Annotated in this window: 21 protein-coding genes; 19 read left to right on the forward strand and 2 right to left on the reverse strand. The window is 68.6% G+C overall.

Annotation, left to right across the window (positions count from 1 at the left end):
• Position 1: 1 nt before the first annotated feature.
• The 10 genes from recN (at position 2) to QSJ59_RS18470 (ending at position 13,392) form a co-directional block, all read left to right on the forward strand.
• Positions 2 to 1,699, forward strand: coding sequence for a DNA repair protein RecN (gene recN, locus QSJ59_RS18425; RefSeq protein ID WP_285760890.1), 1,698 nt, complete (start codon positions 2 to 4; stop codon positions 1,697 to 1,699).
• Between the two features lie 128 nt (positions 1,700 to 1,827).
• On the forward strand, positions 1,828 to 3,033 hold the full coding sequence (steA, locus tag QSJ59_RS18430) for a putative cytokinetic ring protein SteA (protein WP_285760892.1): 1,206 nt from the start codon (positions 1,828 to 1,830) through the stop codon (positions 3,031 to 3,033).
• Positions 3,030 to 4,061 carry a copper transporter gene (locus QSJ59_RS18435; protein WP_285760894.1) on the forward strand — a complete coding sequence of 344 codons (1,032 nt, stop codon included), beginning with the start codon at positions 3,030 to 3,032 and terminating at the stop codon, positions 4,059 to 4,061. The genes steA and QSJ59_RS18435 overlap by 4 nt, the downstream gene beginning before the upstream one ends.
• Before the next feature lie 24 nt (positions 4,062 to 4,085).
• Positions 4,086 to 5,009: a hypothetical protein gene (locus QSJ59_RS18440; protein WP_285760896.1), complete on the forward strand. Its 924-nt coding sequence runs from the start codon at positions 4,086 to 4,088 to the stop codon at positions 5,007 to 5,009.
• Positions 5,010 to 5,115: 106 nt separating this feature from the next.
• Complete coding sequence (murJ, locus tag QSJ59_RS18445) at positions 5,116 to 6,747, forward strand: murein biosynthesis integral membrane protein MurJ (protein WP_285760898.1); 1,632 nt, start codon at positions 5,116 to 5,118, stop codon at positions 6,745 to 6,747.
• A complete protein-coding gene (locus tag QSJ59_RS18450; RefSeq protein WP_285760900.1) occupies positions 6,744 to 7,847 on the forward strand; it encodes a glycosyltransferase family 4 protein in 1,104 nt (367 codons plus the stop codon). Before murJ ends, QSJ59_RS18450 begins: the two co-directional genes overlap by 4 nt.
• 311 nt (positions 7,848 to 8,158) lie before the next feature.
• Entirely contained in the window at positions 8,159 to 9,184 is a 1,026-nt protein-coding gene (locus tag QSJ59_RS18455; RefSeq protein WP_285760902.1) for a TerC family protein, read from the forward strand.
• 133 nt (positions 9,185 to 9,317) lie between these two features.
• On the forward strand, positions 9,318 to 12,155 hold the full coding sequence (uvrA, locus tag QSJ59_RS18460) for an excinuclease ABC subunit UvrA (protein WP_285760903.1): 2,838 nt from the start codon (positions 9,318 to 9,320) through the stop codon (positions 12,153 to 12,155).
• 202 nt (positions 12,156 to 12,357) lie between these two features.
• On the forward strand, positions 12,358 to 12,870 hold the full coding sequence (locus QSJ59_RS18465) for an RDD family protein (RefSeq protein ID WP_285760904.1): 513 nt from the start codon (positions 12,358 to 12,360) through the stop codon (positions 12,868 to 12,870).
• A gap of 96 nt (positions 12,871 to 12,966) precedes the next feature.
• Positions 12,967 to 13,392 carry a Rieske (2Fe-2S) protein gene (locus QSJ59_RS18470; RefSeq protein ID WP_285760905.1) on the forward strand — a complete coding sequence of 142 codons (426 nt, stop codon included), beginning with the start codon at positions 12,967 to 12,969 and terminating at the stop codon, positions 13,390 to 13,392.
• A gap of 136 nt (positions 13,393 to 13,528) precedes the next feature.
• Here the strand turns inward: QSJ59_RS18470 and QSJ59_RS18475 are convergent, their stop codons facing one another.
• Positions 13,529 to 14,677 (reverse strand): mechanosensitive ion channel family protein, encoded by a 1,149-nt coding sequence (locus tag QSJ59_RS18475; protein WP_285760907.1) that lies wholly within the window; start codon positions 14,675 to 14,677, stop codon positions 13,529 to 13,531.
• Between the two features lie 166 nt (positions 14,678 to 14,843).
• Here QSJ59_RS18475 and uvrC point away from each other — a divergent pair, with 166 nt between their 5' ends.
• The 9 genes from uvrC to QSJ59_RS18520 all read left to right on the forward strand — a co-directional run bounded on the left by uvrC (position 14,844) and on the right by QSJ59_RS18520 (position 24,646).
• Complete coding sequence (uvrC, locus tag QSJ59_RS18480; protein ID WP_285760909.1) at positions 14,844 to 16,871, forward strand: excinuclease ABC subunit UvrC; 2,028 nt, start codon at positions 14,844 to 14,846, stop codon at positions 16,869 to 16,871.
• A gap of 4 nt (positions 16,872 to 16,875) precedes the next feature.
• Entirely contained in the window at positions 16,876 to 17,760 is an 885-nt protein-coding gene (gene rapZ, locus QSJ59_RS18485; protein WP_285760911.1) for an RNase adapter RapZ, read from the forward strand.
• A 132-nt stretch (positions 17,761 to 17,892) separates the two neighbouring features.
• The gene (locus tag QSJ59_RS18490; RefSeq protein WP_285760913.1) at positions 17,893 to 18,879 is read left to right on the forward strand and encodes a gluconeogenesis factor YvcK family protein; all 987 of its coding nucleotides are present in this window, start codon (positions 17,893 to 17,895) and stop codon (positions 18,877 to 18,879) included.
• Between the two features lie 224 nt (positions 18,880 to 19,103).
• Entirely contained in the window at positions 19,104 to 20,084 is a 981-nt protein-coding gene (gene whiA / locus QSJ59_RS18495; RefSeq protein WP_285760914.1) for a DNA-binding protein WhiA, read from the forward strand.
• A 431-nt stretch (positions 20,085 to 20,515) separates the two neighbouring features.
• A complete protein-coding gene (gene gap / locus QSJ59_RS18500; RefSeq protein ID WP_285760917.1) occupies positions 20,516 to 21,523 on the forward strand; it encodes a type I glyceraldehyde-3-phosphate dehydrogenase in 1,008 nt (335 codons plus the stop codon).
• Between the two features lie 101 nt (positions 21,524 to 21,624).
• Complete coding sequence (locus tag QSJ59_RS18505; RefSeq protein WP_285760919.1) at positions 21,625 to 22,812, forward strand: phosphoglycerate kinase; 1,188 nt, start codon at positions 21,625 to 21,627, stop codon at positions 22,810 to 22,812.
• A gap of 5 nt (positions 22,813 to 22,817) precedes the next feature.
• A complete protein-coding gene (gene tpiA, locus QSJ59_RS18510; protein ID WP_285760921.1) occupies positions 22,818 to 23,606 on the forward strand; it encodes a triose-phosphate isomerase in 789 nt (262 codons plus the stop codon).
• A gap of 319 nt (positions 23,607 to 23,925) precedes the next feature.
• The gene (gene secG, locus QSJ59_RS18515; RefSeq protein ID WP_285760923.1) at positions 23,926 to 24,159 is read left to right on the forward strand and encodes a preprotein translocase subunit SecG; all 234 of its coding nucleotides are present in this window, start codon (positions 23,926 to 23,928) and stop codon (positions 24,157 to 24,159) included.
• 115 nt (positions 24,160 to 24,274) lie between these two features.
• Positions 24,275 to 24,646, forward strand: a complete 372-nt coding sequence (locus QSJ59_RS18520) for an RNA polymerase-binding protein RbpA (protein ID WP_285760925.1) — start codon at positions 24,275 to 24,277, stop codon at positions 24,644 to 24,646.
• 60 nt (positions 24,647 to 24,706) lie between these two features.
• Here QSJ59_RS18520 and QSJ59_RS18525 read toward each other — a convergent pair whose 3' ends face one another.
• The gene (locus QSJ59_RS18525) at positions 24,707 to 25,468 is read right to left on the reverse strand and encodes an IclR family transcriptional regulator (protein WP_285760927.1); all 762 of its coding nucleotides are present in this window, start codon (positions 25,466 to 25,468) and stop codon (positions 24,707 to 24,709) included.
• Positions 25,469 to 25,608 lie beyond the last annotated feature (140 nt).

Genomic DNA, 25,608 nt, shown 5'->3' on the forward strand with positions numbered 1-25,608 from the left:
GGTGCTCGAAGAAGTCCGAATTCAAGGACTCGGCGTGATCGATGACGCCGTCTTGGAGTTGTCGCCGGGATTCACCGTTGTCACGGGTGAGACCGGCGCCGGCAAGACGATGGTGGTCACCGGTCTCGGCCTGCTCTTCGGCGGTCGAGCCGATCCCCAGCGGGTCAGACCTGGTGCGGACCGCGCGGCGGTGGAGGGCAGGCTGACGGTCGCTCCTGACGGCAGGGTGGCCGAGCGGGTCGCCGATGCCGGTGGCGAACTCGACGGTGATGTCCTCATCGTGGCGCGCAGCGTGTCGGCCGAGGGGCGTTCCAGGGGGACCCTCGGGGGCCGGTCTGTTCCGGTCAGCCTGCTGGCCTACCTCGCGGACGACCTCGTAGCCGTGCACGGTCAGTCCGACCAACAGCGGCTGCTGCGCACCGACCGTCAGCGCGCCGCGCTCGACCGTTACGCGGGGGAGTCCCTGGCCAAGGTCCTCAGCACCTACAGCGCCGCCTATCGGCGTCATCGTGAGGTCGCGGAGGAACTCGCCGAGCTGACCACCCAGGCCAGGGAGCGGGCCCAGGAGGCCGACATCCTCCGGTTCGGGGTGGAGGAGGTCACGGCCGCCCAGCCGCGTCAGGGAGAGGACGTCGAGCTTCTGGCGGAGGAGACCCGCCTGGCCCACGCCGATTCGCTGCGCCTGGCGGCCACCACCGCGCACGAGGCACTGGCCGGTGACCCCGCCGGCGACATCGAGGTCGACGTCGCCGCCCTGCTCGCCACCGCACGCCAGGCGCTCACCGCGGTCCGTGAACACGACGCCGAGCTCGCGGCGGTCGCCGACCGGTTGGACGAGGCCAGTTACCTACTCAGCGACGCAGCCACCGAGCTCGCCTCCTACTTCGAGTCGGTCGACGCCGATCCTGCGCGTCTTGCCGCTGTCCAGGAACGGCGTTCGGTGCTCACCCAGCTGTCGCGTAAGTACGGCGAGACGGTCGACGACGTGCTGGCCTGGGCGGAGAACGCCGTCAAGCGGCTCGCCGACCTCGACGGCGACGACGAGCACATCGAGGAGCTACGGCGTGAGGAAGACGAGCTGCGCGAACGAATGACCGGACTCGCGGACCAGCTCACCGCGATTCGCACCGACGCCGCCGAGCGGTTCGGCGCTGCCGTCACCGAGGAACTCACCGCGCTGGCCATGCCGCATGCGCGGGTCGTCGTCCGGGTGAGCACCGGAGCGGAGTTCGGCCCGCAGGGCTGCGACGACATCGAACTTCTTCTGGCCGCCCACCCCAGTGCGCCGCCGCTGGCCCTGAACAAAGGGGCCTCCGGCGGTGAGCTGTCGCGGGTGATGCTGGCCATCGAAGTGGTCTTCGCCGGTGCCGACCCCGTGCCGACCTTCGTCTTCGACGAGGTCGACGCCGGAGTGGGCGGGAAAGCCGCTGTCGAGATCGGCCGCCGCCTTGCCCGTCTGGCCCGTCGCTCGCAGGTCATCGTGGTGACGCACCTGCCTCAGGTCGCGGCGTTCGCTGACGCGCACCTGGTGGTGGAGAAGTCCAACGACGGCATCGTCACCGAAAGCGGGGTGACCAGACTGGACCGTTCCGGGCGCGTGCGGGAACTCTCCCGTATGCTGGCGGGACTTGAGGACTCCGAGCTTGGCCGCGCCCACGCCGAGGAGCTGTTGACGATCGCGGCCGCTGATCGCGACTAGCGGCCGCCGGATCGGCCGCCGGGAAGGGTGGCCACGATTCACCCCGTTCCAGATCCGTACCAGCCCCAACACGCCGCCTGTGCACGCATTGTGACCCAAGCGCTGCGCCCTCTGGCAGGATGCAAGCGATGAAGGTCTCCAGCGTGTTCTCCTCGCGGTTTCCGCGACTCCGTCGAAGCAGGGCCGACGGTGTCCGCGGCGTGACCGCTCCGGTGCGAGCGGACCGCCGCACCAAGAACCTCACCAAACGCCTCAGACCTGGCGACATCGCCGTCATCGACCACGTCGACATCGACAAGGTGAGTGCCGAAGCCCTGGTCAGTTGCGGGGTCGCCGCGGTTCTCAACGTTGCGTCCAGCATCAGCGGCCGTTACCCCAATCTCGGCCCCCAGCTCATCCTGCAGGCGGGGATCCCGCTGGTCGACGACGTCGATCCGGAGGTGTTCTCCCGGATCGAGGAGGGCGAGCGGCTGCGGGTGGAGGACGGGGCCCTGCTGCGCGGCGACGACGTCGTGGCCAAGGGGGTCGAACAGGACACGGCCTCCATCGAGGCCGCCATGACCGAGGCGCGTGCCGGGTTGTCGGTGCAGTTGGAGGCGTTCGCCGCCAACACGATGGAGTACCTCAAACGTGAGCGCGCGCTGTTGCTGGACGGGGTCGGCGTCCCCGACATCGCCACACGGATCGAGGGCAAACACGTCCTGATCGTGGTCCGCGGTTACCACTACCGCGAGGACCTCGCCGCGCTGCGCTCCTACATCCGCGAGTACCGGCCGGTCATCATCGGTGTGGACGGCGGTGCCGACGCACTGCTGGAGGCGGGCTACCGGTCCGACATCATCGTCGGCGATTTCGACTCGGTCTCCGACGAGGCGCTGAACTGCGGTGCCGAACTCGTCGTGCACGCCTACCGGGACGGGCGTGCGCCGGGGCTGGAACGGGTGGCCGATCTCGGCCACGACGCAGTGGTGTTCCCGGCCACCGGTACCAGCGAGGATGTGGCGATGATGCTCGCCGACGATGCCGGCGCCGTCCTCATCGTCGCTGTGGGGACGCATGCCACCCTCGAAGAGTTCCTGGACAAGGGGCGTGCCGGCATGGCCAGCACCTTCCTCACCCGGTTGCGCGTGGGCGGAAAGCTCGTCGACGCCAAGGGCGTCAGTCGTCTCTACCGCAGTCGGATCTCGCCGTGGACGGTGCTGGCCCTCGTCGCGGCATCCTTGCTCACCATCGTCGTCGCGGCCTACAGCTCTCCGGCGGGTCAGGTCTACATGACCTTCCTCGCCGCGCGCTGGGACGCTTTCCTCTACTGGTTCACGGGGCTCTTCACGTGATCGATTTCCGCTATCACCTGGTCTCGATCGTCGCGGTCTTCCTGGCCCTGACCGTCGGTATCGTCCTGGGCACGACCATGCTCCAGGACCCGCTGCTCAACACCCTCAAAGCCGAGACCACCCAGTTGCGCGAGCAGAGCGAGCAGCTGCGCACCGAGAAGGACCTCGCCGACCAGCTCAACACCGGCAGCGACGCCTTGGTTGCCGCCTACGCCGACGACATGTTGGCGGACCGGCTGGCCGATCGTCGTGTGCTGGTCGTGGAGGCGCCGGGAGTCGAGCCCGAGTTGCGCGACGCCCTCATCGAGGAGATCAAACGTGCCGACGGCACGGTCAGCGGCCAACTCGCCTTCACCGCCCAGTACCTGGAGCCCGGTCAGGCCACGTTCGTCAACGAGCTCACCGATCAGCTCTCGGACGGGCTCGAACTGCCCCGTGGCAATCCCTATGAGCGGGCCGGGGCCGAACTGGCCCAGGCCGTGGTCGACGGCGACAAGGACGTGCCCGACGGTGTGGCCGTGCGTACCGGCGACTCCTTCGACGGCGAAGCGGTGCTGGCGGGGTTCACCGAGGCCGGCCTGCTCTCCGTCCAGGGGTCTCCGGCCTCTCCCGCCGATCTCGTGCTGGTGATCGCCCCCACAGAGCCGTTCCCCCTGGCCGAGGGGCAGGAGGACGACGGCGAGGCCGTCACTCCGCCGGGCAACGCCGCGATGCTCGCGCTTGCCCGTGCGTTTAGCCAGGCCGGAGGCGGTGTGGTGCTGGCCGGTCCGCCTAGTGCGGACGGACCGGACGGGATGGTGCAGCAGGCCCGGGCGGAGGACGTCCGTTTCTCCACCGTTGACAACGCCGGAGCGGCCACGGGCAACGTCGTGGCCGTGCTGGCCCTTGCGGCCGAGGCCGAGGGGCGCCGCGGCCACTACGGGGTCGGAGCGGCGAGTGACGGCTACCTCCCCGACCCGCTGCCCGAGGCGCAGCCCGAGGCAGCTCCTTCCCCCAGCCCGAGTCCCGCAGACAGAGCCGATTCCTAAGAGGTTCGAGAACCGGAGCCCCCGATGCCCCTGATCCCGTCGACCCGCGCCGCCCGCCTGATCACCGCTGTCGCCGGTGTTGCGCTGGGCGCTGTCGCAGCCCGAGGTACCTACGCGACGCTGACCAGCGCATGGGGGCCGGGCCCCGATAGCAAAACGCCGGGTCCGGCCGCGCGCTGGAACCGCACCAATTTCCGCGGCGACCGGGTCACGCTCCTGGAAGGGCCCGCGCTGGCGGTGGGGGTCTGCGCGGGGGCGGTGCTGGCCCCGGGCCTTTCACCACGCCTGCGCACGGCCACTGTCGTCGCGGGGGGAGGCGCGGGGGCGTTCGGGGCGTACGACGACCTCTCGGGGTCGGCGGGCGCGCGTGGTTTCAAGGGTCATCTGGGCGCGTTGGCGCGCGGTGAGGTGACCACCGGTGCGGTCAAAATCCTGGGGATCGGGGCCAGCGGCCTGGCCGCCGCGCTCGTCGTGAACCGCAACCCGGTGGACGTAGTGGTCAACGGTGCGTTGATCGCCGGCAGCGCCAACCTGCTCAACCTCTTCGATCTGCGCCCGGGGCGGGCAGCCAAGGTGGGGATGCTCGCGGGCCTGCCCGCCCTGGCCCATCCCGTGGCGGGACCGGTGGTCGCCCCCGCCCTGGGGGCGGCGGCCGCGCTGTTGCCGGAGGACCTGGGGGAGCGGGCAATGCTCGGCGACGCCGGGGCCAACGCCCTCGGAGCGGTGCTCGGGGTATCGGCTGCGGCGGGCCTGTCGCGTCGGGCCAGGTTGGGTCTGCTCGCCGGAGTGGTCGGGCTGACCGCGGCAAGCGAGTTCGTGAGCTTCACCAAGGTCATCGCCTCCACTCCACCGCTGCGCCATCTGGACGAGCTGGGGCGCCGGCCGGTGCAGGCAGCCGCGCACCGCCCCCTGCCCGCTGATCTGCTGGCCGCGCCCAGCGCGGAGTAGCGGTGCGCGCCCTGGGGAGGCGCGCACACCAGGACACCCCGGATCCAGGACGTCGATAGCCTCGACAACCCGAGTGGGGACAAGTCGAGGAGGGGGCGACCCGAACGTGGTCTGGGAGCGTATCCGGCGGGCCAGCGCCAGTCTTGCCGGAGCGGCGGTACTGATCGGGGTGGTCACCGCCTTCGCCCGGGTCGCCGGGTTCGGGAGGACCTTCGTGTTCGCCCAGACAGTTGGCGACCGCTGCCTGGGAACGGCCTATGTCACCGCCAACCAACTGCCCACCGTCCTGTTCGAGATCCTGATCGGCGGTGCACTGGCCGGCATGGTCGTTCCCGTGCTGGCCACCGCCGCCCGCAACGGGGACACCGAGCACGTCCGACGCACCGCTTCGGCACTCATCACCTGGGTGGTCCTGGCCGCGGTTCCGCTCAGCCTGTTGTTGGCCGTCGTGTCGGTCCCCATCACGCGGCTCCTGCTGGTGGACGCCCACGGGTGTCCACCCGACCAGCTCCTGGCCCTGACCGCCAGGTTCCTCGTGGTGTTCGCCCCGCAGATCCTGTTCTACGGCTTGGCAGCCGTTCTCTACGGGCTGCTCCAGGCGCATCGTCGGTTTCTCGCCCCTGCTCTGGCCCCGTTGCTGTCCAGCCTCGTGGTTATCTGCGCCTACCTGGCCTTCGTCCCGGTGAGCGGGTCGGGGGCCGACGACATCGCCGTTCTCCCGGTCGCCGCCGAGCTGACCCTGTCGTTGGGGACCACCCTGGGGGTGGTCGCGCTCTTCGTCACCGCTCTGCTGCCCGCGGCCAGGCTGCGCCTGAGACTGCGGCCGACGCTCCGTTTCCCGCCCGGCATCGCCCGTCGGGTACGTTCCCTGGCCGTGGCGGCGCTCCTGCCGCTCGTGGCGATGCAGCTCACCCTCCTGGTGTCCATGTGGCTCGCCAACAACGGCGGCGGGCAGGGGGCCGGGGTGCTCTACAGCTACGCGTGGGCGCTGTTCACCCTGCCCTACGGGGTGGTGGCGGTGCCGATCGCCACCAGCGCCTTCACCACCCTTTCCGTGCATCACGGCGAGAAGGACGGGGCGGCCTACGATCGGGTGCTGTCCATGAGCACCCGCGCCGTCCTGGCCACCACCGCGGCGGTCGCGGCGGCACTGGCCGCGGCAGCCGGCCCCCTGGCCGCTGTCTTCGCCACCGATTCCACCGGACCCCTGGCCGCGGCGCTGCCCGCCTACGCTCCGGGAGTGGTCGCCTTCGGGATGATCGCGTTGCTCAGCAAGGCGCTGTACGCCGCCCATCGGGGCCGATCCGCCGCAGCTGCCCAGATCGTCGGTTGGCTGACGGTGATGGCGGTCTCCGTCGCAGGGGTGGCGCTGGCCCCGTCGGATCGTGCCGTAGCCGCACTGGGTACCGCCATGTCCGCGGGGTTGACCGTGGGTGCGCTCCTGCTGGGCGCCGCCGTACTGCGGGCCCGGGGCACATCTGCCTTCGCCGGTCTGCCGCGTGCCCTGGTCGCGTCGGCCCTGGGGGCGGGCCTGGGCTACGCCGGTGGCGCAGCACTGGCCGGGGTGCTCCCCACTGCTCAAACACCGGTCGCCATCGGATCGGCCCTGGTCTCCGGCACCGTTGCGATCGTGGTGGCCGGAGCGGTCGTCGCCGCGATCGACGCCAAGGCGTTGCGGGCCGCGCTCACCCGACGGGTCCGCCCAGCGCGCCCCACCGACGAAGGGACGAAACCATGAACGGGCTGCGCATCGCGCTGACCCTGGCCACCAGCGGCGGGGGAGTGGGCAACCACGTCCGCTCACTGTGCTCCGGCCTCATCGACCGCGGCCACCGGGTCGCCGTTATCGGCCCGCCCAGTACCGAGGAGCGGTTCTCCTTCACCTCCACGGGTGCTCGCTTCGCGCCCTTGGAGGTGGGCGCGCTGCCCCGACCCGCCACTGATCTGGCCGCGCTGTCGCGGTTGCGGGGCCTGCTCGCCGGGGCCGACGTCGTCCACGCCCACGGGGTGCGCGCCGGTGCCCTGGCCGCGCTGGCCCGCCCCCGTGTTCCCCTCGCCGTCACTCTGCACAACGCACCTCCCGCCGGAAAGGGGTCCGGTCCGTTGGTGTTCGGGGTCCTTGAGAGCCTCGTCGCGCGCCGTGCCGACCTCGTCCTCGGCGTCTCGGGGGACCTGGTGCAGCGGATGCGCGATCGCCGTGCGCGCCGTGTGGACCGCGCCCTCGTTCCGGCACCGGCGATGACCGCCACCGGTATCGGGCCCGAGGAGGTGCGTGCGGCGCTCGGTGTGGAACCCGGACGCCCACTGCTGCTCACCGTGGCCAGGCTGGCCGGACAGAAGGGCTTGCCGGTCCTGTTGGACGCGGCCGCGCGCCTGGGGCGGCGGGATCACCGTCCGCTCCTGGCGGTCGCCGGGGACGGTCCGTTGGAGGCCGAGCTGGCCGCGCGGGTGGCAGCCGAAGGGCTGCCGGTCCAGTTGTTGGGCCGGCGCTCCGACATCGCCGACCTGTTGGCGGCAGCGGACATGTTCGTGTTGTCCAGCCTCTGGGAGGGCCAGCCTCTTGTGGTGCAGGAGGCGCTGCGCGCGGGGTTGCCCATCGTGGCGACCGACGTCGGAGGGGTTCCCGACCTGGTGGGCCCGGCCGCGGAGCTGGTACCCGCGGGCGATGCCGCAGCGCTCGCCGAGGCGGTGGCGCGAGTCCTGGACGACACCGCCCTGGCTGCCCGGATGCGGGCCGATTCCCGTGCCGCCGCGGACGCTCTCGCCGTTCCCGGAGACGACGCGGACCAGGTGATCGGCTTCTATCGGGAGCTGGTGGGCGTGCGCGGACCGGCGTGAGCTGCAAGGAGAGGGATATCACCTGCAAGAGGGGGAAGTGAGGCGGCGGGGCGGTTTGCAACCTGCCTGATCAGTGGCATCATAGAGCCGGATGCAGTTGCCGGTCGGGGTTTCCCGCGGCCGGTTTTTGTTTCCAATCAACGGTAGGGGAGTATCCCTTCGCAGCAGTGCCGTCATCACGGAGCGCAACGGCGCGTTCCCGGTGCTGTTGGTCGACCTGAATCTTCATGGTTGGCGGGAGAGACCTCCGGTTAGCAGTCGTGTCCGCAAAACGTAAGCGGACATCGTAACCGGAGGAGAAACCTCAAACCATGGACGTTCCCCTGTGGCTCTGGCTCGCCACCATCTTCGGCATCCTCGCCATCCTCGCCATCGACCTCGCGATCGTCGATCACCCGTGGAGCAAGAAGACCGCGCCCAAGGAATTCTCGATGAAGGCCGCCAGCTGGTGGTCGGCGTTCTACATCCTCATCGCGATCATCTTCGGTTTCGGGATCTGGTATTTCGCCGGTTCGGCCCGGGCGGGTGAGTACTTCGCCGGTTACGTCACCGAGAAAAGCCTGAGTGTCGACAACCTCTTCGTCTTCTACCTGATCCTCACCTCTTTCGCGGTCCCCAAGAAGTACCAGCACGAGGTGCTGCTGGTCGGTATCGTCATAGCGCTGGTCATGCGCGGCGCCTTCATCGCGATCGGTGCCCAGGCCATCAACGCCTGGAGCGAGGTCTTCTACCTCTTCGGCGCGTTCCTGATCTACACCGCCATCAAGATCGTCCGCGACCACCTCAAGGGCAGCGACGAAGAGGACGCCGACTACACCAACAGCTTCGCCGTGCGCATGGTGCGCAAGGTCTGGCCGGTCACCGACAAGTACCACGGTTCGCACCTGACGGTGAAGCTGGACGGACGTCGCCACGTCACCCCGATGCTCCTCGTCATCATCGCCATCGGCGTCACCGACCTGGTCTTCGCGGTCGACTCCATCCCCGCGATCTTCGGTCTCACCCAGGACGCCTACATCGTCTTCACCGCCAACGCCTTCGCGCTCCTGGGCCTGCGGGTGCTGTACTTCCTGCTCGCCGGCCTGATGGACAAGCTGGAGTACATCAGCTGGGGCCTGGCCGCCATCATGGTCTTCATCGGCATCAAGATGCTGCTGCACGCGTTGCACGAGAACGGTGTGCACGTCTTCGAGATCAGCACCAACCTCTCCCTGATCGTCATCCTCGGCGTGATGACCGTCACCGTCGTGGCCAGTGTGGTCAAGGCGCGGATCGACGGAAAGATCGGCAAGGGCGCCAAGAACGGCGAAGTCGCGCGTACCGGTGCCGACGAATAGCCGTCGATCGAACAGGCGTACGGCTATAGTGGAGTCGCTCGTTTGGAAATCCTCCGAGCCTCCCCGTGGTTACTGTTGAGAAGCCGATTGTCGTGGGGGAGCGTTTCCGCACCCCGAGAGGGCTGATCAATTCATGGCCGAGCAGCTGGTGATTCGCGGCGCCAGGGAGCACAACCTCAAAGACGTCTCGCTGGACCTGCCCCGTGACGCGATGATCGTCTTCACGGGGCTGTCCGGCTCGGGAAAGTCCTCCCTGGCCTTCGACACGGTCTTCGCCGAGGGGCAGCGGCGTTACGTGGAGTCGCTCTCGGCCTACGCCCGTCAGTTCCTCGGCCAGATGGACAAACCCGACGTCGACTTCATCGAGGGACTGTCCCCGGCGGTCTCCATCGACCAGAAGTCCACCAGTCGCAACCCGCGTTCCACGGTCGGGACCATCACCGAGGTCTACGACTACCTGCGTCTGCTCTGGGCACGCGTCGGCAAGCCGCACTGCCCCGAGTGCGGGCGGGCGATCGCTCGCCAGACCCCCCAGCAGATCGTCGACCGGGTCCTCGAACTCGACGAGGGGACCCGTTTCCAGGTGTTGGCCCCCGTGGTGCGCGGGCGCAAGGGCGAGTACACCGAACTGTTCAAGGACTTGCAGGCCAAGGGCTTCACCCGTGCCCGGGTCGACGGTGCGCTCATCCGACTGGACGAGCCCCCCACTCTCAAGAAGTACGAGAAGCACGACATCGCCGTGGTCGTGGACCGGCTCAGCGTCAAGGACTCCGCTCGCAAGCGGCTCACCGACTCGGTCGAGACGGCGCTGCCGTTGGCCGCCGGGACGATCCTGCTGGAGTTCGTCGACCTGGCCGAGGACGACCCCGAGCGCGAGCGGATCTTCTCCGAGCACCTCTACTGCCCCTACGACGACCTCTCCTTCGAGGAGCTGGAGCCGCGTTCCTTCTCCTTCAACTCCCCCTATGGGGCCTGCCCCGAGTGCGCGGGGCTCGGGACCCGAATGGAGGTCGACCCCGACCTCCTGGTCCCCGATCCCGCCAAGACCCTCAACGAGGGCGCCATCGCACCCTGGTCGGGGGGACATTCCGCCGAGTACTTCGGCCGTCTCATGCAGGGGCTCGGCGACGCCATCGGCTTCGACCTGGACACCCCGTGGGAGAAGCTGACCAAGGAGGCCCGCAAGGCGCTGCTCAACGGGCACAGCACCCAGGTGCACGTCAGCTACAGCAATCGCTACGGGCGCAAGCGCAGCTACTACACCGATTTCGAGGGGGTCATCGGTTGGGTGCACCGCCGGCACGGTGAGAGCGAGAGCGAGTTCAGCCGCGACCGCCTCGAAGGCTACATGCGGGTGGTGAACTGCCCGATCTGCGAGGGAAGCCGGCTCAAGCCGGTGATCCTGGCGGTGACCGTGGACGGTCGCTCCATCGCCGAGGTCAGCGCCATGCCGCTGAACGAGTGCGCGGAGTTCCTGGCGGCACTGGAGTTGTCCGAACGCGACAAGGCCATCGCGGCCCAGGTACTCAAGGAGATCAACGCCCGACTCGGGTTCCTGCTCGACGTCGGCCTGGACTACCTCAGCCTGTCGCGTGCCAGCGGGACCCTGTCCGGGGGCGAGGCCCAGCGCATCCGACTGGCCACCCAGATCGGGTCGGGGCTCGTGGGCGTGCTCTACGTCCTGGACGAGCCCTCCATCGGGCTGCACCAGCGCGACAACTTCCGGTTGTTGGAGACACTCCAGCGACTGCGCGACATCGGCAACACCCTGATCGTGGTCGAACACGACGAGGACACCATCCGTGCTGCCGACTGGGTGGTCGACATCGGCCCCGGAGCGGGGGAGCACGGCGGGCACGTCGTGGTGTCGGGGTCGGTCCAGGACCTTCTCGACAGCACGGAGTCCGCCACCGGCGAGTACCTTTCGGGACGGCGCGCCATCGCGTTGCCGGCCGAGCGCCGGCCGCGCGCCAAGGGTCGCGAGCTCGTGGTCAAGGGCGCGCGGGAGAACAACCTGCGCGACCTCGACGTCGCCTTCCCGCTGGGAGTGTTCACCGCCGTCACCGGGGTCTCCGGCTCGGGTAAGTCCACCCTGGTCAACGAGATCCTCTACAAGGCGCTGGCCAAGGAGCTCAACGGCGCGCGCTCGGTTCCCGGCCGCCACACCCGGATCAACGGGATGCAGCAGCTGGACAAGATCGTGCACGTGGACCAGAGCCCGATCGGGCGCACCCCGCGGTCCAACCCGGCCACGTACACCGGTGTCTTCGACCACATCCGCAAGCTGTTCGCCCAGACCGCCGAAGCCAAGATGCGCGGTTACCAGCCAGGCCGGTTCTCCTTCAACATCAAGGGCGGCCGCTGCGAGGCGTGTGCCGGTGACGGCACGATCAAGATCGAGATGCAGTTCCTGCCCGACGTCTACGTTCCGTGCGAGATCTGCCACGGGGCCCGGTACAACCGGGAGACGCTGGACGTGCACTACAAGGGCAAGACGATCTCCGACGTGCTGAACATGCCGATCGAAGAGGCGTGCTCGTTCTTCGAACCCATCACTGCCATCCGCCGACACATGCAGACCCTCAACGACGTCGGCCTGGGGTACGTCCGGCTCGGCCAACAGGCCACCACGCTCTCGGGCGGGGAGGCACAGCGGGTCAAGCTCGCCACGGAACTGCAACGCCGTTCCACCGGGCGCACCATCTACGTTCTCGACGAGCCCACCACGGGTCTGCACTTCGCCGACATCGAGAAGCTGCTGGGGGTGCTCGGCCGGCTCGTGGACGGGGGCAACACCGTCATCGTGATCGAGCACAACCTGGACGTCATCAAGACGGCCGACTACGTCATCGACATGGGCCCCGAGGGCGGTGCGCGCGGCGGTACGGTTCTGGCCACGGGTACCCCCGAAGAGGTTGCGGAGGAGCCGGACAGCTACACCGGTCAGTTCCTGCGTAAGATCCTTCTCTGACCGGGGACCGAATGCCCGGTTCTGCCGTGGCGTTCCCGGTTCGCCCCATCCCGTGGACGGACCGTCAACCGGTCGTTGTGCTCAACGTCGCCCGTCGTCGGGTAGGGAAACGATCTGACGGGGGCGGTGCGGCAGAGTAGGAGACGGCGCCTTTTCAGGAAGCCGTTTCCCTGTCGCCCACCCCCGTGAAAGTGAGCCCCCAATGGACGACATCCGTAGACCGGAGACCGGCCCGGCGCCGCTGAGCAGTCGCATCCTCGCCAGGGTGGTCGATGTGTTCGTCCTGGCAGGGGTGAGTATCGCGCTCAACAGCCTGCTGCTCGTCGTCCTCCCGAGCGAAGACCTTCTCCAGGCGTCCTTCAGTCCCGCGAGCCTGGCGCTTTCGGTGACCACCTTCGCCGTCTACCTCGGGTACGAGGTGCTGTGCGTCCGGTTGTACGGCGCGACGCCGGGCAAGCTGCTGTTCGGTCTGCGCCTGGCCGCGGCCTCGGACGGCACGACGACGGCCGCGACCTCCAGTGTCCTCAAGCGTTCGGTGCTCCTCTACGCCTCGGTTCTCTTCACCCCGATCCTGGTCGTCAACCTGATTGCGTTGGGGCTCTCGGTGTACGCGGTGATCTCGGCGCTCCTGAACGCTCCGAGCCGCCAGGGGATCCACGACCGGTTCGGCTCCACCCTGGTGGTCCGTCCGCGGTTGGTCCCCGCGGTCCCGTAACCGGGCCGCACCCCCGACCCGGTCGGTCGGCCCTCCACATCCCTACTACGCTGTGTAGTAGAAATGTTTCGAGTCGATCACCAGGGGAGCCCCGCCATGACGAGCAAGTCGGTGCCGTGTGCCTGCGGAGTCAGTAGACGAGCGTTGCTGGCCACCGCGGGCGCTGTGGGGGCGGTTGCCGTCACCGCTACGGCCTGCACCACCGACGAGAACCGGCCCAAGCCCCAGGACACGTTGCGCGGCCGGGTAGTTGCCCAGACCACGGACGTGCCCGAGGGCGGCGGACTGCTGGTCATCGGGGCCAAGCTGGTGATCACCCAGGCCCGGCCCGGAGAGTACCGGGCTTTCGGGGCGACCTGCACGCACGGAGGATGCACCGTTCAAGAGGTCACCGAGGACATTCACTGCCTGTGTCACGGCAGTCGGTTCGACCTTGAGGGCGAGGTCGTGAAGGGGCCGGCCACCGAACCGTTGGAGCCGTTCGAGGTGAGGGTGGAGGGGACCGACATTACCCTCGTCTAGCCGGAGGGGCAGGGTCGCTCGTCTAACCGGAGGGGCAGGGTCGCTCGTCTAACCGGAGGGGCAGGGTCGCTCGTCTAACAGGGGGAAGGACCGCGGGGGAGGAGTGGGGCGTCCACCAGGGGGACGGGCGCTCCGCTCAACCTTCGTCGTTGGTGGTTCCGGTGCCGTCGGTGGGACCGGCCTGGCTGAAGCCCGCCGGACGGCGAAACGCCGACGTCGGCCACATCGCCGCGTAGTTGTCGTTGGTCTCCGGAGCGGTGAACTCGGTGCGGTTGCGCGGCAACGACTGCGGGAAACGCTCACGGATGTAGGTGACCAGGTGTTCGCGCAACTCCACCGCCAGTGTCCAGCGCGCGTCGGAGTCGGCGACGGTCGCCACCACCCTGAGTTCGATCAATCCCGACTCCAGCACGTCGGTGACCTGAAGCGACCAGTTGCGGCCGTCCCACAGCGGGTGTTTGGTGACGAATTCCCCTACCTCGGAACGCACGTCGTCGACGGGAACCTCCCAGTCGACCCGGAACATCACCGCCGAGGTCAGCGAGGTGCCCTGCTTGGTCCAGTTCTCGAACGGGTTGTTGGTGAAGTGGGAGACCGGCAGGACGAAGCGGCGCTCGTCCCACAGTCGCAAGGTGACGTTGGTCAGGGTGAGTTCTTCCACCCGGCCCCACTCACCCTCGAACACGATGATGTCGTTGATCCGCAGTGCGTCGCTGAACGCCAATTGGAGCCCGGCGAACATGTTTCCCAGGGTGGACTGGGCAGCCACGCCGGCGACGATGCCGATCAGCCCGGCAGAGGCCAGCAGCCCGGCGCCCAGAGCCTTGACTGCGGGGAAGGTGAACAGGATCGCGGCTACCGCCAACAGCCCGATGACGGTGGCGATCACCCTGCGAAGCAGCTTGACCTGTGTCTGTAGTCGGCGTGAGCGCCGGTCGGCGTCGCCGTTGTAGGCCGAGAGCTTGCTGAGCACGCTGTCGGTGACGGCGTAGGCGATGGTCAGTGCCAGCCAGGTCAGCGATGCGATCATCGCGATGCGCATGCCGTGTTGGAACAGGGGGTACCAGAACCGCGGGTTCTCGAACCCGCCGGCGTCGGGGATCGCGAGGTTGACCCCCAGTACGGCGGCGGCGGCGTAGGCGGAGTTCCGGCTGCGTGCCACCAGGGGCTGGGCCAGGACCCAGACCTTGGAGAGTTGATGGGTGAGCAGCCAGTGCATCACCGTGACGAGCAGTACTGAGATAGCGACGGCCACACCGACCGCGATCCAGTTGCCAAGTGACATCACGGGAAGAATCCCCCTTAACGTTGAGATTTCATCGGTGGTCTTCAGCAAACCTAGGTCATCCGGATACCGAATTGTGACGTTTCAAGGGTGAACTAGTGCATCCCCGGCGCCGACCGGTGCCGCTCGGATGCAAACCGTCGTCGGGTCCGACCACAATGAGTGCATGGCTGTCCGACCACACCTGCGCCCCGAACCCGGATCGATCCCGACCGACCCCGGTGTCTACCGCTTCCGTGACGAACACGGTCGGGTCATCTACGTCGGCAAGGCCAAGAATCTGCGTGCCCGGTTGTCGTCATACTTTCAGGATTTCGCCGGCCTGCACCCGCGTACCCAGTCAATGGTCTCCACCGCAACCGATCTCGACTGGACGGTGGTCGGAACCGAGGTGGAGGCGCTGCAGCTCGAGTACTCCTGGATCAAGGAGTACGACCCGCGCTTCAACGTCAAGTACCGCGACGACAAGAGCTACCCCTACCTCGCCATCACCCTCGATGAGGAGTTCCCCCGGGTGCAGGTGATGCGTGGCGCCAGGCGCAAGGGGGTGCGTTACTTCGGTCCTTACTCCCATGCCTGGGCCATCCGCGACACCGTCGACCTGATGCTGCGCGTGTTCCCCGTGCGCACCTGTTCCGCGGGTGTGTTCAAGCGGGCCCGCTCCAGTGGACGTCCCTGCCTCCTGGGCTACATCGACCGGTGCGCTGCCCCGTGCGTGGGCAGGGTGTCCCCGCAGGAGCATCGCGTCCTCGCCGAGGACTTCGCCGCCTTCATGGCCGGTGACACCGGGCGCTTCATCCGCGCGCTGGAGGGCGACATGCGCGCCGCAGCCGCCGAGCAGGAGTACGAGCGCGCGGCACGCATCCGCGACGACATCGACGCGCTGCGCACCGCCCTGGAGAAGCAAGCAGTGGTGCTGGGCGACGACACCGACTGCGATGTCATCGCTTTTGCCGAAGATCCTTTGGAAGCGGCCGTTCAGGTGTTCTACGTGCGCGGCGGCCGCATCCGGGGGCAACGCGGTTGGGTCGTGGACAAGGTCGAGGACGTTGGTACGGGCGGGCTCGTCGAGCAGTTCCTCGCCCAGACCTACGGCGAGCTCAAGCCCGGCGCAGCCGATCCCTCCAGCGCGGGGACCGCCGGGGCGATCCCGCGCGAGGTACTCGTCTCGGCCGCTCCCGCCGATCATGCAGCGGTCACCGCTTGGCTTTCCGCACGGCGGGGAGCGGCCGTGGACGTGCGGGTGCCCCGACGCGGCGACAAGCGTTCCCTGCTGGAGACCGTTGCCAAGAACGCCGAGCAGGCGTTGGCCCGGCACAAGACCCAACGCGCGGGGGACCTCACCACGCGCTCCAAGGCGCTGGCCGAGGTCGCCGAGGCCCTGGGCCTGGACGCGGCCCCGCTGCGCATCGAGTGCTATGACATCTCCAACTTGCAGGGCGAGCACGTGGTGGCGTCCATGGTGGTGTTCGAGGACGGGATGGCACGCAAGTCCGAGTACCGGCGCTTCTCGATCAGGGGGAGCGGCAGCGGTGGCGCGGAGCAGAACGACGTCGCGGCGATGCACGAGGTCATCACCCGCCGGTTCACCCGGTACCTGGAGCAGAGCCAGCGTTCCGGCGAGCTCGACGCATTGGGGCGGGGCACCGTCGAGCCCGCCGAGGAGGCCGCGCCGGCCAAGTTCGCCTATCCGCCCAATCTGGTGGTCGTGGACGGAGGACGTCCTCAAGTGCTGGCGGCCGAGCGCGCACTCCGTGAGCTCGGTATCGACGACGTCGCGGTGTGCGGCCTCGCCAAGCGCCTGGAGGAGGTGTGGCTGCCCGACGACGAGGACCCGGTGATCCTGCCGCGCGCCGGAGAGGGGCTCTACCTGCTGCAACGTGTCCGTGACGAAGCCCACCGGTTCGCCATCGCCTACCATCGCGCAAAGCGGGCCAAAGCGCTCACCGGCAGTGCCCTCGACGAGGTCCCCGGTCTCGGGCCCACCCGTAGGAACGCGTTGATCAAGCACTTCGGTTCGGTGAAGCGCCTGGCAGCGGCCACGGTCGCCGAGATCGCCGAGGTCCCGGGGATCGGCAGGCGAACTGCGGAGGTGATCCACGCGAGCGTGGGCGAGAACGGAGATACTGGTGGTACGGGCACGACTACGAGCACGCAGCCAGCGGATGAGGGCGGACGGGAAAATGGGGGATGAACAGGTGACGACCAATCTCGGAGACGCATTGCCGCCGGAGATCGTCGTGGTGACCGGTATGTCGGGGGCCGGGCGCAGTACCGCCGCGCGGGCGTTGGAGGACCTCGACTGGTTCGTCGTCGACAACCTGCCGCCCGGGCTGCTGCCCACCATGATCGATCTCGCCGGACGAACCCACGGCGCCGTCTCGCGGGTGGCCGCGGTGGTGGACGTGCGCAGCATGGCCTTCACCCAGGATCTGCTCTCCACCGTCGAGGAACTGCGCACCCGCGGAATCGGTGCGCGTGTGGTCTTCCTGGAGGCCGGCGACGATGCCCTGGTGCGCCGCTTCGAGGGGGTGCGCCGTCCGCACCCCCTCCAGGGGGACGGTCGGCTCACCGACGGGATCACCCGCGAGCGCGAGCTGCTGCGGGCCATCCGCGGCGAGGCCGACCTGGTCATCGACACCTCTCAGCTCAACGTGCACCAGCTCAAGGCCAAGATGGTCGGGTTCTTCGGGGAGGCCAAAGAGGCACGGTTGCGTGCCAACGTGGTGTCCTTCGGGTTCAAGTACGGTCTTCCCGTGGACGCCGACCTGGTCATCGACTGCCGCTTCCTGCCCAACCCGCACTGGGTCCCGGAGCTGCGTCCGATGACCGGCAAGGACGATCCCGTACGCGACTACGTGCTCGCCCAGCGCGGCGCGAAGGAGTTGCTCGACTCCTACACCGATGTCCTTCGACTGCTCATCTCCGGTTACCTGCGCGAAGGCAAGCACTACATGACGCTCGCGGTCGGTTGCACCGGTGGCAAGCACCGCAGCGTGGCCATGGCCGAGCAGTTCAGTGCTCGGCTGCGCGACGAGGGGCTGGACGTCAACGCGATCCATCGGGACCTCGGACGCGAGTAGGGTCTCGGTACCGGCCGGTGCCAGACACCGGATCGGTCCGCGCGTGCGGTCGTCCACGGGGGCGGCGTGGACCGCGTGGCACGTAGGCGCCCAGCGCGCGAGGACTTTCGATGACAGGGTACGCATACACCGATGTCGGGCATCGAGGACGCTGAGCACAAAGCAGCGGGGAGCGCCAGAACGCAGCCGCCGCGAGTGGTCGCACTGGGCGGTGGGCACGGGCTGCATGCCTCGCTTTCGGCGCTGCGCCGGGTGACCACCGATGTCACCGCTGTGGTGACGGTTGCCGACGACGGTGGCTCCAGCGGGAGACTGCGCCGGGAACTCGGGGTGCTGCCTCCCGGCGACCTGCGCATGGCGTTGGCCGCGCTGTGCGGCGACGACGAGTGGGGTCACACCTGGAGCGAAGTGGTCCAGCACCGCTTCCGGTCCGAGGGGGAGCTGCACGGTCATGCCGTGGGCAACCTCCTGATCGTGGCGTTGTGGGAGTTGCTCGGCGACTCCGTGGCCGGTCTGGACTGGGTGGGCCAGCTCCTGGGAGCACACGGCAGGGTCCTGCCGATGTCCTCCGTCCCCTTGGACATCGTGGCCGAGGTGGAAGGGGCCGATCCCGACCGGCCAACTGCCATGACCACGGTGCGCGGACAGGTTGCCTGCGCGAGTACCCGGGGCCGGGTCCGTTCGGTGTCCCTCGTCCCGCAGGAGCCCCCGGTTCCCCAACAGACCCTCAAGGCCGTGTACGAGGCCGACTGGGTGGTCTTCGGTCCCGGTTCCTGGTTCACCAGTGTGCTGCCGCACCTCCTCGTGCCGGCGTTGGCCCGCGCGCTCGTTGCGACCTCCGCGCGCCGGGTGGTCACCCTCAACCTCTCCCCGCAGCGCGGTGAGACCGACGGGTTCGCCGCACACACCTACCTGGAGGTGCTCGCGGCACACGCTCCCGACCTACGGGTCGACGTGGTGCTCGCCGAGCGGTCCGGGGTGGAGGACCCGGTGATGCTGGAGCGGACCGCTGCCTCGCTGGGGGCCCGACTGGTGCTCGCCGACGTCTCCGCCGCAGACGGTTCCCCCCGTCACGACCCCGATCGGCTGGCGGCGGCCTTCGAGCGGTTCCTGGACTAGTCGGACTGGAAGGGACCCGCGCCCGGGACTCCGACGGAAGCGGTACGGGGGCAATACCGGCCAAGATCATCCAGAGCGGAAAACACGACTCGCCGGATTGAGCAGGGATTTCGAACACGCGCGCGTGGTCTGAGGTGTTGCGGTGCCCGCCAAGTACCCTCGGTGGCAGGGCGCTGTCCGTCGGGCGGCGCAGACGCATGAGTTTCACGGGGAGGACCGCATCCATGGCGATGACCGGCGTGGTGAAGGACGAGTTGAGCCGGCTGACCGTTCTCAAACCATGCTGCCGCAAGGCCGAGGTTTCCACGATCCTGCGTTTTGCCGGTGGCTTGCATCTGGTCAGTGGTCGGATCGTGATCGAGGCCGAGCTGGACACCGGGGCTGCGGCACGCCGGCTGCGCAAGGACATTTCCGAGGTCTTCGGCCACGAGTCCGAAGTCGTGGTGCTGGCACCCAGCGGCCTGCGCAAGGGCAATCGCTACGTGGTCCGGGTGATCAAGGACGGGGAGAGCCTGGCCCGGCAGACCGGGCTCATCGACGGCAACGGCCGTCCGGTGCGCGGACTGCCCCGCCACGTCGTGGCGGGCGGCTCCTGCGACTCCGAATCGGCCTGGCGCGGTGCGTTCATCGCCCACGGCTCGCTCACCGAGCCGGGGCGATCGATGTCGCTCGAAGTCACCTGCCCCGGCCCGGAGGCCGCCCTGGCCCTCGTGGGCGCTGCCCGTCGGCTCAAGGTGCACGCCAAAGCCCGTGAGGTGCGCGGTGTCGACCGGGTGGTGGTGCGAGACGGCGACTCGATCGGTGCGCTGCTCACACTGCTGGGCGCGCACCAGAGCGTGCTGGCCTGGGAGGAGCGCCGGATGCGCCGCGAGGTGCGCGCGACCGCCAACCGGCTGGCCAACTTCGACGACGCCAACCTGCGTCGCAGCGCGCGTGCCGCAGTGGCCGCGGGTGCGAGGGTGGAGCGGGCCCTGGAGATTTTGGCCGACGACGCCCCGGATCACCTGGTCACGGCCGGGCGGCTGCGCCTGGCGCACAAGCAGGCGTCGCTGGAGGAGCTGGGGCAGCTGTCCGACCCGCCGCTGACCAAGGACGCCATCGCCGGGCGGATCCGGCGGCTGCTGGCCATGGCCGACAAGCGCGCCTCCGACCTCGGGATCCCCAACACCGAGGCCAACCTGACCCCGGACATGCTGGTTCCCTGACGGTGCCCGGCGGCGGTGTGCCGAAAATTCTCGTTTTCCGCCCCGGACATGCGAATCAACCCCTGAAGGGGGGCCGTGGCGCGACCTCGGCGGGGCCGGGGAGCCCTTCGGCCCCGTGCGACGTCTGTTAACGCGCCCGTAACGAAAGTGTGAAAGGTCGGCGTTGGGCGCCCACGCTTTCACGATCTGCGGAAACAGTGCCGGCCGGGTAGAAAAATCCGGTCTAATGGTCTATACCTCTAGCCCGCCGCGGTGCCAGTATGGGCATTACTGCGAGGGGTGTCGATCCTGCGGCCGGTCCAGCTCAGGCGTTCGCCGGCAGAGGCGATAGGCTCGATTGCGACCCCAAACGCACTGTTTCCGTGATCCGGCGCGTGTCGCGTCGGAAGTAGCGTCAACGACGCATTCAACACGTGAGGAGAATGGTTTCCGTGACCATCCGGGTAGGCGTCAACGGCTTCGGACGAATCGGTCGTAACTTCTGGCGCGCGGTTCAGGCCGCCGGGGGCAACGACGTCGAGATCGTCGCCGTCAACGACCTCACCAACAAGGCGACTCTGGCCCACCTGCTCAAGTACGACACTCTCCTGGGCACCCTCCCCGGCGAGGTCGAGGTCGGTGAGGACACCATCACGGTGGACGGCAAGAGCTTCAAGGCCCTCGCCGAGCGCGACCCGGCCAAGCTGCCCTGGGCCGAGCTGGGTGTGGACGTCGTCATCGAGTCCACCGGCTTCTTCACCAAGGCCGAGGACGCCAAGAAGCACATCGCCGCCGGCGCCAAGAAGGTCATCATCTCCGCCCCGGCCAAGGGCGAGGACCTGACCGTCGTCATGGGCGTCAACGACGACAAGTACGACCCTGCCACCCACCACGTGCTGTCCAACGCCTCCTGCACCACCAACTGCGTGGCGCCGATGGCCAAGACGCTGCTGGAGAACTTCGGCATCGTCAAGGGGCTCATGACCACGGTCCACGCCTACACCAACGACCAGGTCATCCTCGACTTCCCGCACTCGGACCTGCGCCGTGCCCGCGCCGCCGCGCAGAACATCATCCCGACCACCACGGGCGCCGCCAAGGCCACCGCGCTGGTCCTGCCCGAGCTGCAGGGCAAGCTGGACGGTATCGCCATGCGCGTGCCGGTTCCCGACGGCTCCGTCACCGACCTGGTCGTGACCCTGGACCGTGAGGTCACCAAGGACGAGGTCAACGCCGCGTTCAAGGCCGCAGCCGAGGGCCCCCTCAAGGACCTGCTGGTCTACACCGAGGACCCGATCGTCTCCTCCGACATCGTGGGCACCCCTGCCTCCTGCACCTTCGACGCCAGCCTGACGATGGCCTTCGGCAACCAGGTCAAGATCATCGGCTGGTACGACAACGAGTGGGGCTACTCCAACCGCCTCGTGGACCTGACCACCCTGGTCGGCTCCAACCTCTAGGCACGAGACGCCGCAAACGGCAACGGTGACGCCCTCCTCGCGTTGTGCAGCGGGGAGGGCGTTCCGCCCCTATACGCCACTCCCATGAAGGGGAAGCAGACATGCGGACGATCGAGGACCTCGACGTCGCAGGCAAACGCGTCTTCGTCCGGGCCGACCTGAACGTGCCGCTGGACGGTGACCGCATCACCGACGACGGCCGTATCCGGGCCAGCCTGCCCACCATCCAGAAGCTGCGCGAGCGCGGCGCACGTGTCATCGTCGGCGCGCACCTGGGCCGCCCCAAGGGGCAGGCCAAGCCGGAGTTCTCCCTGCGCCCCGTCGCGGCCCGGTTGGGCGAGCTGCTGGGCACCGAGGTGCGCTTCGCCGTCGACACCGCGGGTGAATCCGCCCGTGCCGTGACCCAGGCACTCTCCGACGGTGAGGTCGCCGTGGTCGAGAACCTGCGGTTCGAGCCCGGGGAGACCAGCAAGGACGACGCCGAGCGCGGAGAGTTCGCCGACCGCCTCGCGGCGCTGGCGCAGCTCTACGTCGGCGACGGATTCGGTGCCGTGCACCGCAAGCACGCCAGCGTCTTCGACCTCCCCCAGCGGCTGCCGCACGCCGCCGGTGGCCTGGTGTTCACCGAGGTCGACGTCCTGCGCAGGCTCACCGAGTCCCCGGAGCGGCCCTACGCGGTCGTCCTGGGCGGCTCCAAGGTCTCCGACAAGCTCGGAGTCATCGACAACCTGCTCGAAACCGCCGACCGTATCCTGATCGGCGGGGGCATGGTCTTCACCTTCCTCGCCGCCAAGGGCCTGGAGGTGGGCTCCAGCCTGCTGGAGCGCGACCAGATCGACACCGTCAACGAGTACCTGCGCCGCGCCCGCGACAAGGGCGTGGACTTCGTGCTCCCGGTCGACGTGGTCGCCGCCGAGAAGTTCGCCGCCGACGCCGCGCACGACGTCGTGGCCGTCGACGCGATCCCCGCCGACCGCATGGGCCTGGACATCGGCCCCGAGTCGGCCCTGCTGTTCGCCGCCGCGCTCGCCGACGCGCGGACGGTCTTCTGGAACGGCCCCATGGGCGTGTTCGAGATGGAACCCTACGCCGGCGGAACCCGTGCGGTCGCCCAGGCGCTGCTCGACTCCGGCGCGTTCACCGTCGTGGGTGGTGGCGACTCCGCCGCCGCCGTGCGGGCCCTGGGCTTCGACGAGACCGCGTTCGGCCACATCTCCACCGGCGGCGGCGCCAGCCTGGAGTACCTCGAAGGCAAGACCCTGCCCGGCATCGCGGCACTGGAGGACTAGAAAACATGGCAACCGCCAAGCGCAAACCGCTGATCGCGGGCAACTGGAAGCTGCACAACAACCACCTGGAGGCCATCGCCCTGGTGCAGAAGATGGCGTTCGCCCTCAACGACGCCGACTTCGACGCCGCCGAGGTCGTGGTGCTCCCGCCGTTCACGGCGCTGCGCAGTGTGCAGACCCTGGTGGACGGGGACAAACTGTCCATCGGCTACGGAGCGCAGGACATCTCCGAGCACGAGAAGGGCGCCTACACCGGCGAGATCTCCGGAGCGATGCTGGCCAAGCTCGGCTGCTCCTATGTCCTGGCCGGGCACTCCGAGCGGCGCGAGTACCACCGCGAGGACGACGCCGTCGTCAACGCCAAGGTCAAGGCTGCTTTCGCCAACGACATCACCCCCATCCTGTGCCTGGGCGAGGGCCTGGAGGTCCGCAAGGCGGGCCAGCACGTCGAGCACAGCCTCACCCAGCTCGAGGGCGCGCTCAAGGGCGTCACCGACGAGCAGGCCCAGCGCCTGGTCATCGCCTACGAGCCGGTCTGGGCAATCGGGACCGGCGAGGTCGCCACCCCCGAGGACGCCCAGGAAGTGTGCGCGGCGCTGCGGGTCCGCCTCGGTGAGCTCTACTCCCCGGAGACTTCCCGCGCCACCCGCATCCTCTACGGCGGCTCCGTCAAGAGCGACAACGTCGCCGCCATCCTCGGCAAGAGCGATGTGGACGGTGCACTGGTCGGTGGGGCGAGCCTCAAGGCCGAGGAGTTCGTCAAGCTCGCCCGCTTCCGCGAGCAGCAGGGCTGACCCGTACTCCTTCGGCGTGCTTCCAGCGGGTCCGGCGCTGCCTGGCGTCGGACCCGCGGAAACCCCTGAGCGGCGGATCTGTGCGGATCTAACCGGAAAAGAGGGCCTTCGGTCGCTCCAAAATCGGTTAGCAACGCGCTACGATGCGCGAAGGGTTCCCCCCGAACCGACCCGGGCCCTTCGGGGCGCGGGTTAAAATCAGGTACTGTCCCCGGTCCCCTACCCGCCGTTGCGAGCACCCTCTCCAGGGGCACGCGGTACGCGGTGGGACCTTAGGTCGTCAATTCCCCCTCGTTGGGGTCGAGTTACGGGTGAGCACGTGATTGTCGGTCTGTCCATTGTCCTGATGATTGTCAGCCTGCTGATGATCATGCTGGTGCTCCTCCACAAGGGCAAGGGTGGTGGCCTCTCCGACCTGTTCGGTGGCGGCGTAACCTCCTCTCTCGGTGGCTCCTCGGTCGTCGAGCGAAACCTCGACCGGCTGACCGTCATCACGGGCGTGACGTGGATCATCTGCGTCCTCGTTCTCGGGCTGCTGCTCAACCGGGGATAGTCCGTCCCAGACATCCGGTGCCCGCACGGCCCGGGCATGCGCGCCCTCAAAGTCCGTGCGGAGCGCACCAGGTTTCCCCTCTCTCAAGCGGGGACGCACGCCGAAGGAGTTTTTCGTGGGTAGTGGCAGTGCCATCCGTGGCAGCCGCGTCGGTGCCGGCCCGATGGGTGAGGCCGAGCGCGGCGAGTCCGCGCCGCGGATCCGTATCGCGTTCTACTGTGCCAACAAGCACGAGGTGATCCCGAGCTTCTCGCACGAGGCCCAGGTCCCCGAGGAGTGGGACTGCCCGCGTTGCGGATTCCCCGCGGGCAAGGACCCCCAGAACCCGCCGGCCCCCCCGCGGACCGAGCCTTACAAGACCCACCTGGCCTACGTGAAGGAGCGGCGCAGTGACGCCGACGGTCAGGCGATCCTCCAGGAGGCGCTCACCAAGCTGCGTGCCGACCGTGCCGCAGTGGACGCGGCCATCAAGGCCATGAGCAGCTAGACGTGCCCGACGGCCGCCCGCTCCCGCTGTCGGGGAGCGGGCGGCCGTCGTTTGGGGTGTTCAGAGCGGTTGCCGGCCGCCCAGGCGACGTGTGAGCTCGGCGGCTGCGTCACGGACCCGGGCCGCCAGGGCCTCGGCGGTGACCGGACGCTGCTGCGGCACCGTCAGGCTGATGGCGGCGACGGGGACGCCGTGGTGGTCGAACGCCGCGGCGGCCACGGACGAGTAGCCCTCGGTCACTTCGCTCTCCTCCCGGGAGAAACCGCGTTTGGCCTCGGCCGACAGCACTTCGCGTAGTTGGCCGGGAGACGTGGGGCCGCGACCGGTGCGGCTGGTGAACCGGTCGGCATCGGGGTAGAGCGCGCGGACCTGGGCGCGCGGCAACCCGGCCAGCATCGCCCGCCCCGATGCGGTCAGGTGAGCGGGCAGCCGGACCCCGACACCGGTGATCAGGGGCGGTGTGTGCGGGGGTTGCTCCTTGAGTAGGTAGAGGGTGTCCGCGCCGTGCAGGACACCCAGATGCGCTGTTGCCCCGACCTGTTCGGCGAGCCTGGTCAACAGGGGGCGGGCCAGTCGCTCCAGCGGATCGTGGCGCAAGTAGGCCGATCCGATCTCGAATGCGGCCACCCCCAACCCCCACCGGTGCTCTTCCGGCAGGTGGACGACGAAGCCCTCCTCGGCCATCGCCTCCAGGAGTTGGTAGACGCTGGATCGCGGGAGTTGCAGGTCGCGGGCCAGCGTGCTGGCCGATACCGGCCCGGCCTGGGCGGCCAGGAGGCGGAGGACGCGTAGGGCACGGGTCGCGGCCGGGACAACGCTCATGATGGTAATTGTCGCTGGTAGCCGTAGTGCCGACGCGCAGATTTCCCTTTCGTGGAATATTGTTGAATATTAAACCGTTTGCTAATGTGTCCGATGCTTCGGAGATGACTAAAGACCAGCAAGGTGTCCGCACCGAAAAC

Origin of the sequence: Nocardiopsis ansamitocini (assembly GCF_030268225.1) — a bacterium.
Lineage (GTDB): Bacteria > Actinomycetota > Actinomycetes > Streptosporangiales > Streptosporangiaceae > Nocardiopsis_D > Nocardiopsis_D ansamitocini.

Excerpts from the sequence above, each read along its gene's own strand:
- steA (WP_285760892.1), top strand. The coding sequence starts at position 1,828 with ATGAAGGTCTCCAGCGTGTTCTCCTCGCGGTTTCCGCGACTCCGTCGA.
- QSJ59_RS18440 (WP_285760896.1), top strand. The coding sequence starts at position 4,086 with ATGCCCCTGATCCCGTCGACCCGCGCCGCCCGCCTGATCACCGCTGTC.
- QSJ59_RS18450 (WP_285760900.1), top strand. The coding sequence starts at position 6,744 with ATGAACGGGCTGCGCATCGCGCTGACCCTGGCCACCAGCGGCGGGGGA.
- QSJ59_RS18455 (WP_285760902.1), top strand. The coding sequence starts at position 8,159 with ATGGACGTTCCCCTGTGGCTCTGGCTCGCCACCATCTTCGGCATCCTC.
- uvrA (WP_285760903.1), top strand. The coding sequence starts at position 9,318 with ATGGCCGAGCAGCTGGTGATTCGCGGCGCCAGGGAGCACAACCTCAAA.
- QSJ59_RS18465 (WP_285760904.1), top strand. The coding sequence starts at position 12,358 with ATGGACGACATCCGTAGACCGGAGACCGGCCCGGCGCCGCTGAGCAGT.
- QSJ59_RS18470 (WP_285760905.1), top strand. The coding sequence starts at position 12,967 with ATGACGAGCAAGTCGGTGCCGTGTGCCTGCGGAGTCAGTAGACGAGCG.
- QSJ59_RS18475 (WP_285760907.1), bottom strand. The coding sequence starts at position 14,677 with ATGTCACTTGGCAACTGGATCGCGGTCGGTGTGGCCGTCGCTATCTCA.
- uvrC (WP_285760909.1), top strand. The coding sequence starts at position 14,844 with ATGGCTGTCCGACCACACCTGCGCCCCGAACCCGGATCGATCCCGACC.
- QSJ59_RS18490 (WP_285760913.1), top strand. The coding sequence starts at position 17,893 with ATGTCGGGCATCGAGGACGCTGAGCACAAAGCAGCGGGGAGCGCCAGA.
- whiA (WP_285760914.1), top strand. The coding sequence starts at position 19,104 with ATGGCGATGACCGGCGTGGTGAAGGACGAGTTGAGCCGGCTGACCGTT.
- QSJ59_RS18505 (WP_285760919.1), top strand. The coding sequence starts at position 21,625 with ATGCGGACGATCGAGGACCTCGACGTCGCAGGCAAACGCGTCTTCGTC.
- tpiA (WP_285760921.1), top strand. The coding sequence starts at position 22,818 with ATGGCAACCGCCAAGCGCAAACCGCTGATCGCGGGCAACTGGAAGCTG.
- QSJ59_RS18525 (WP_285760927.1), bottom strand. The coding sequence starts at position 25,468 with ATGAGCGTTGTCCCGGCCGCGACCCGTGCCCTACGCGTCCTCCGCCTC.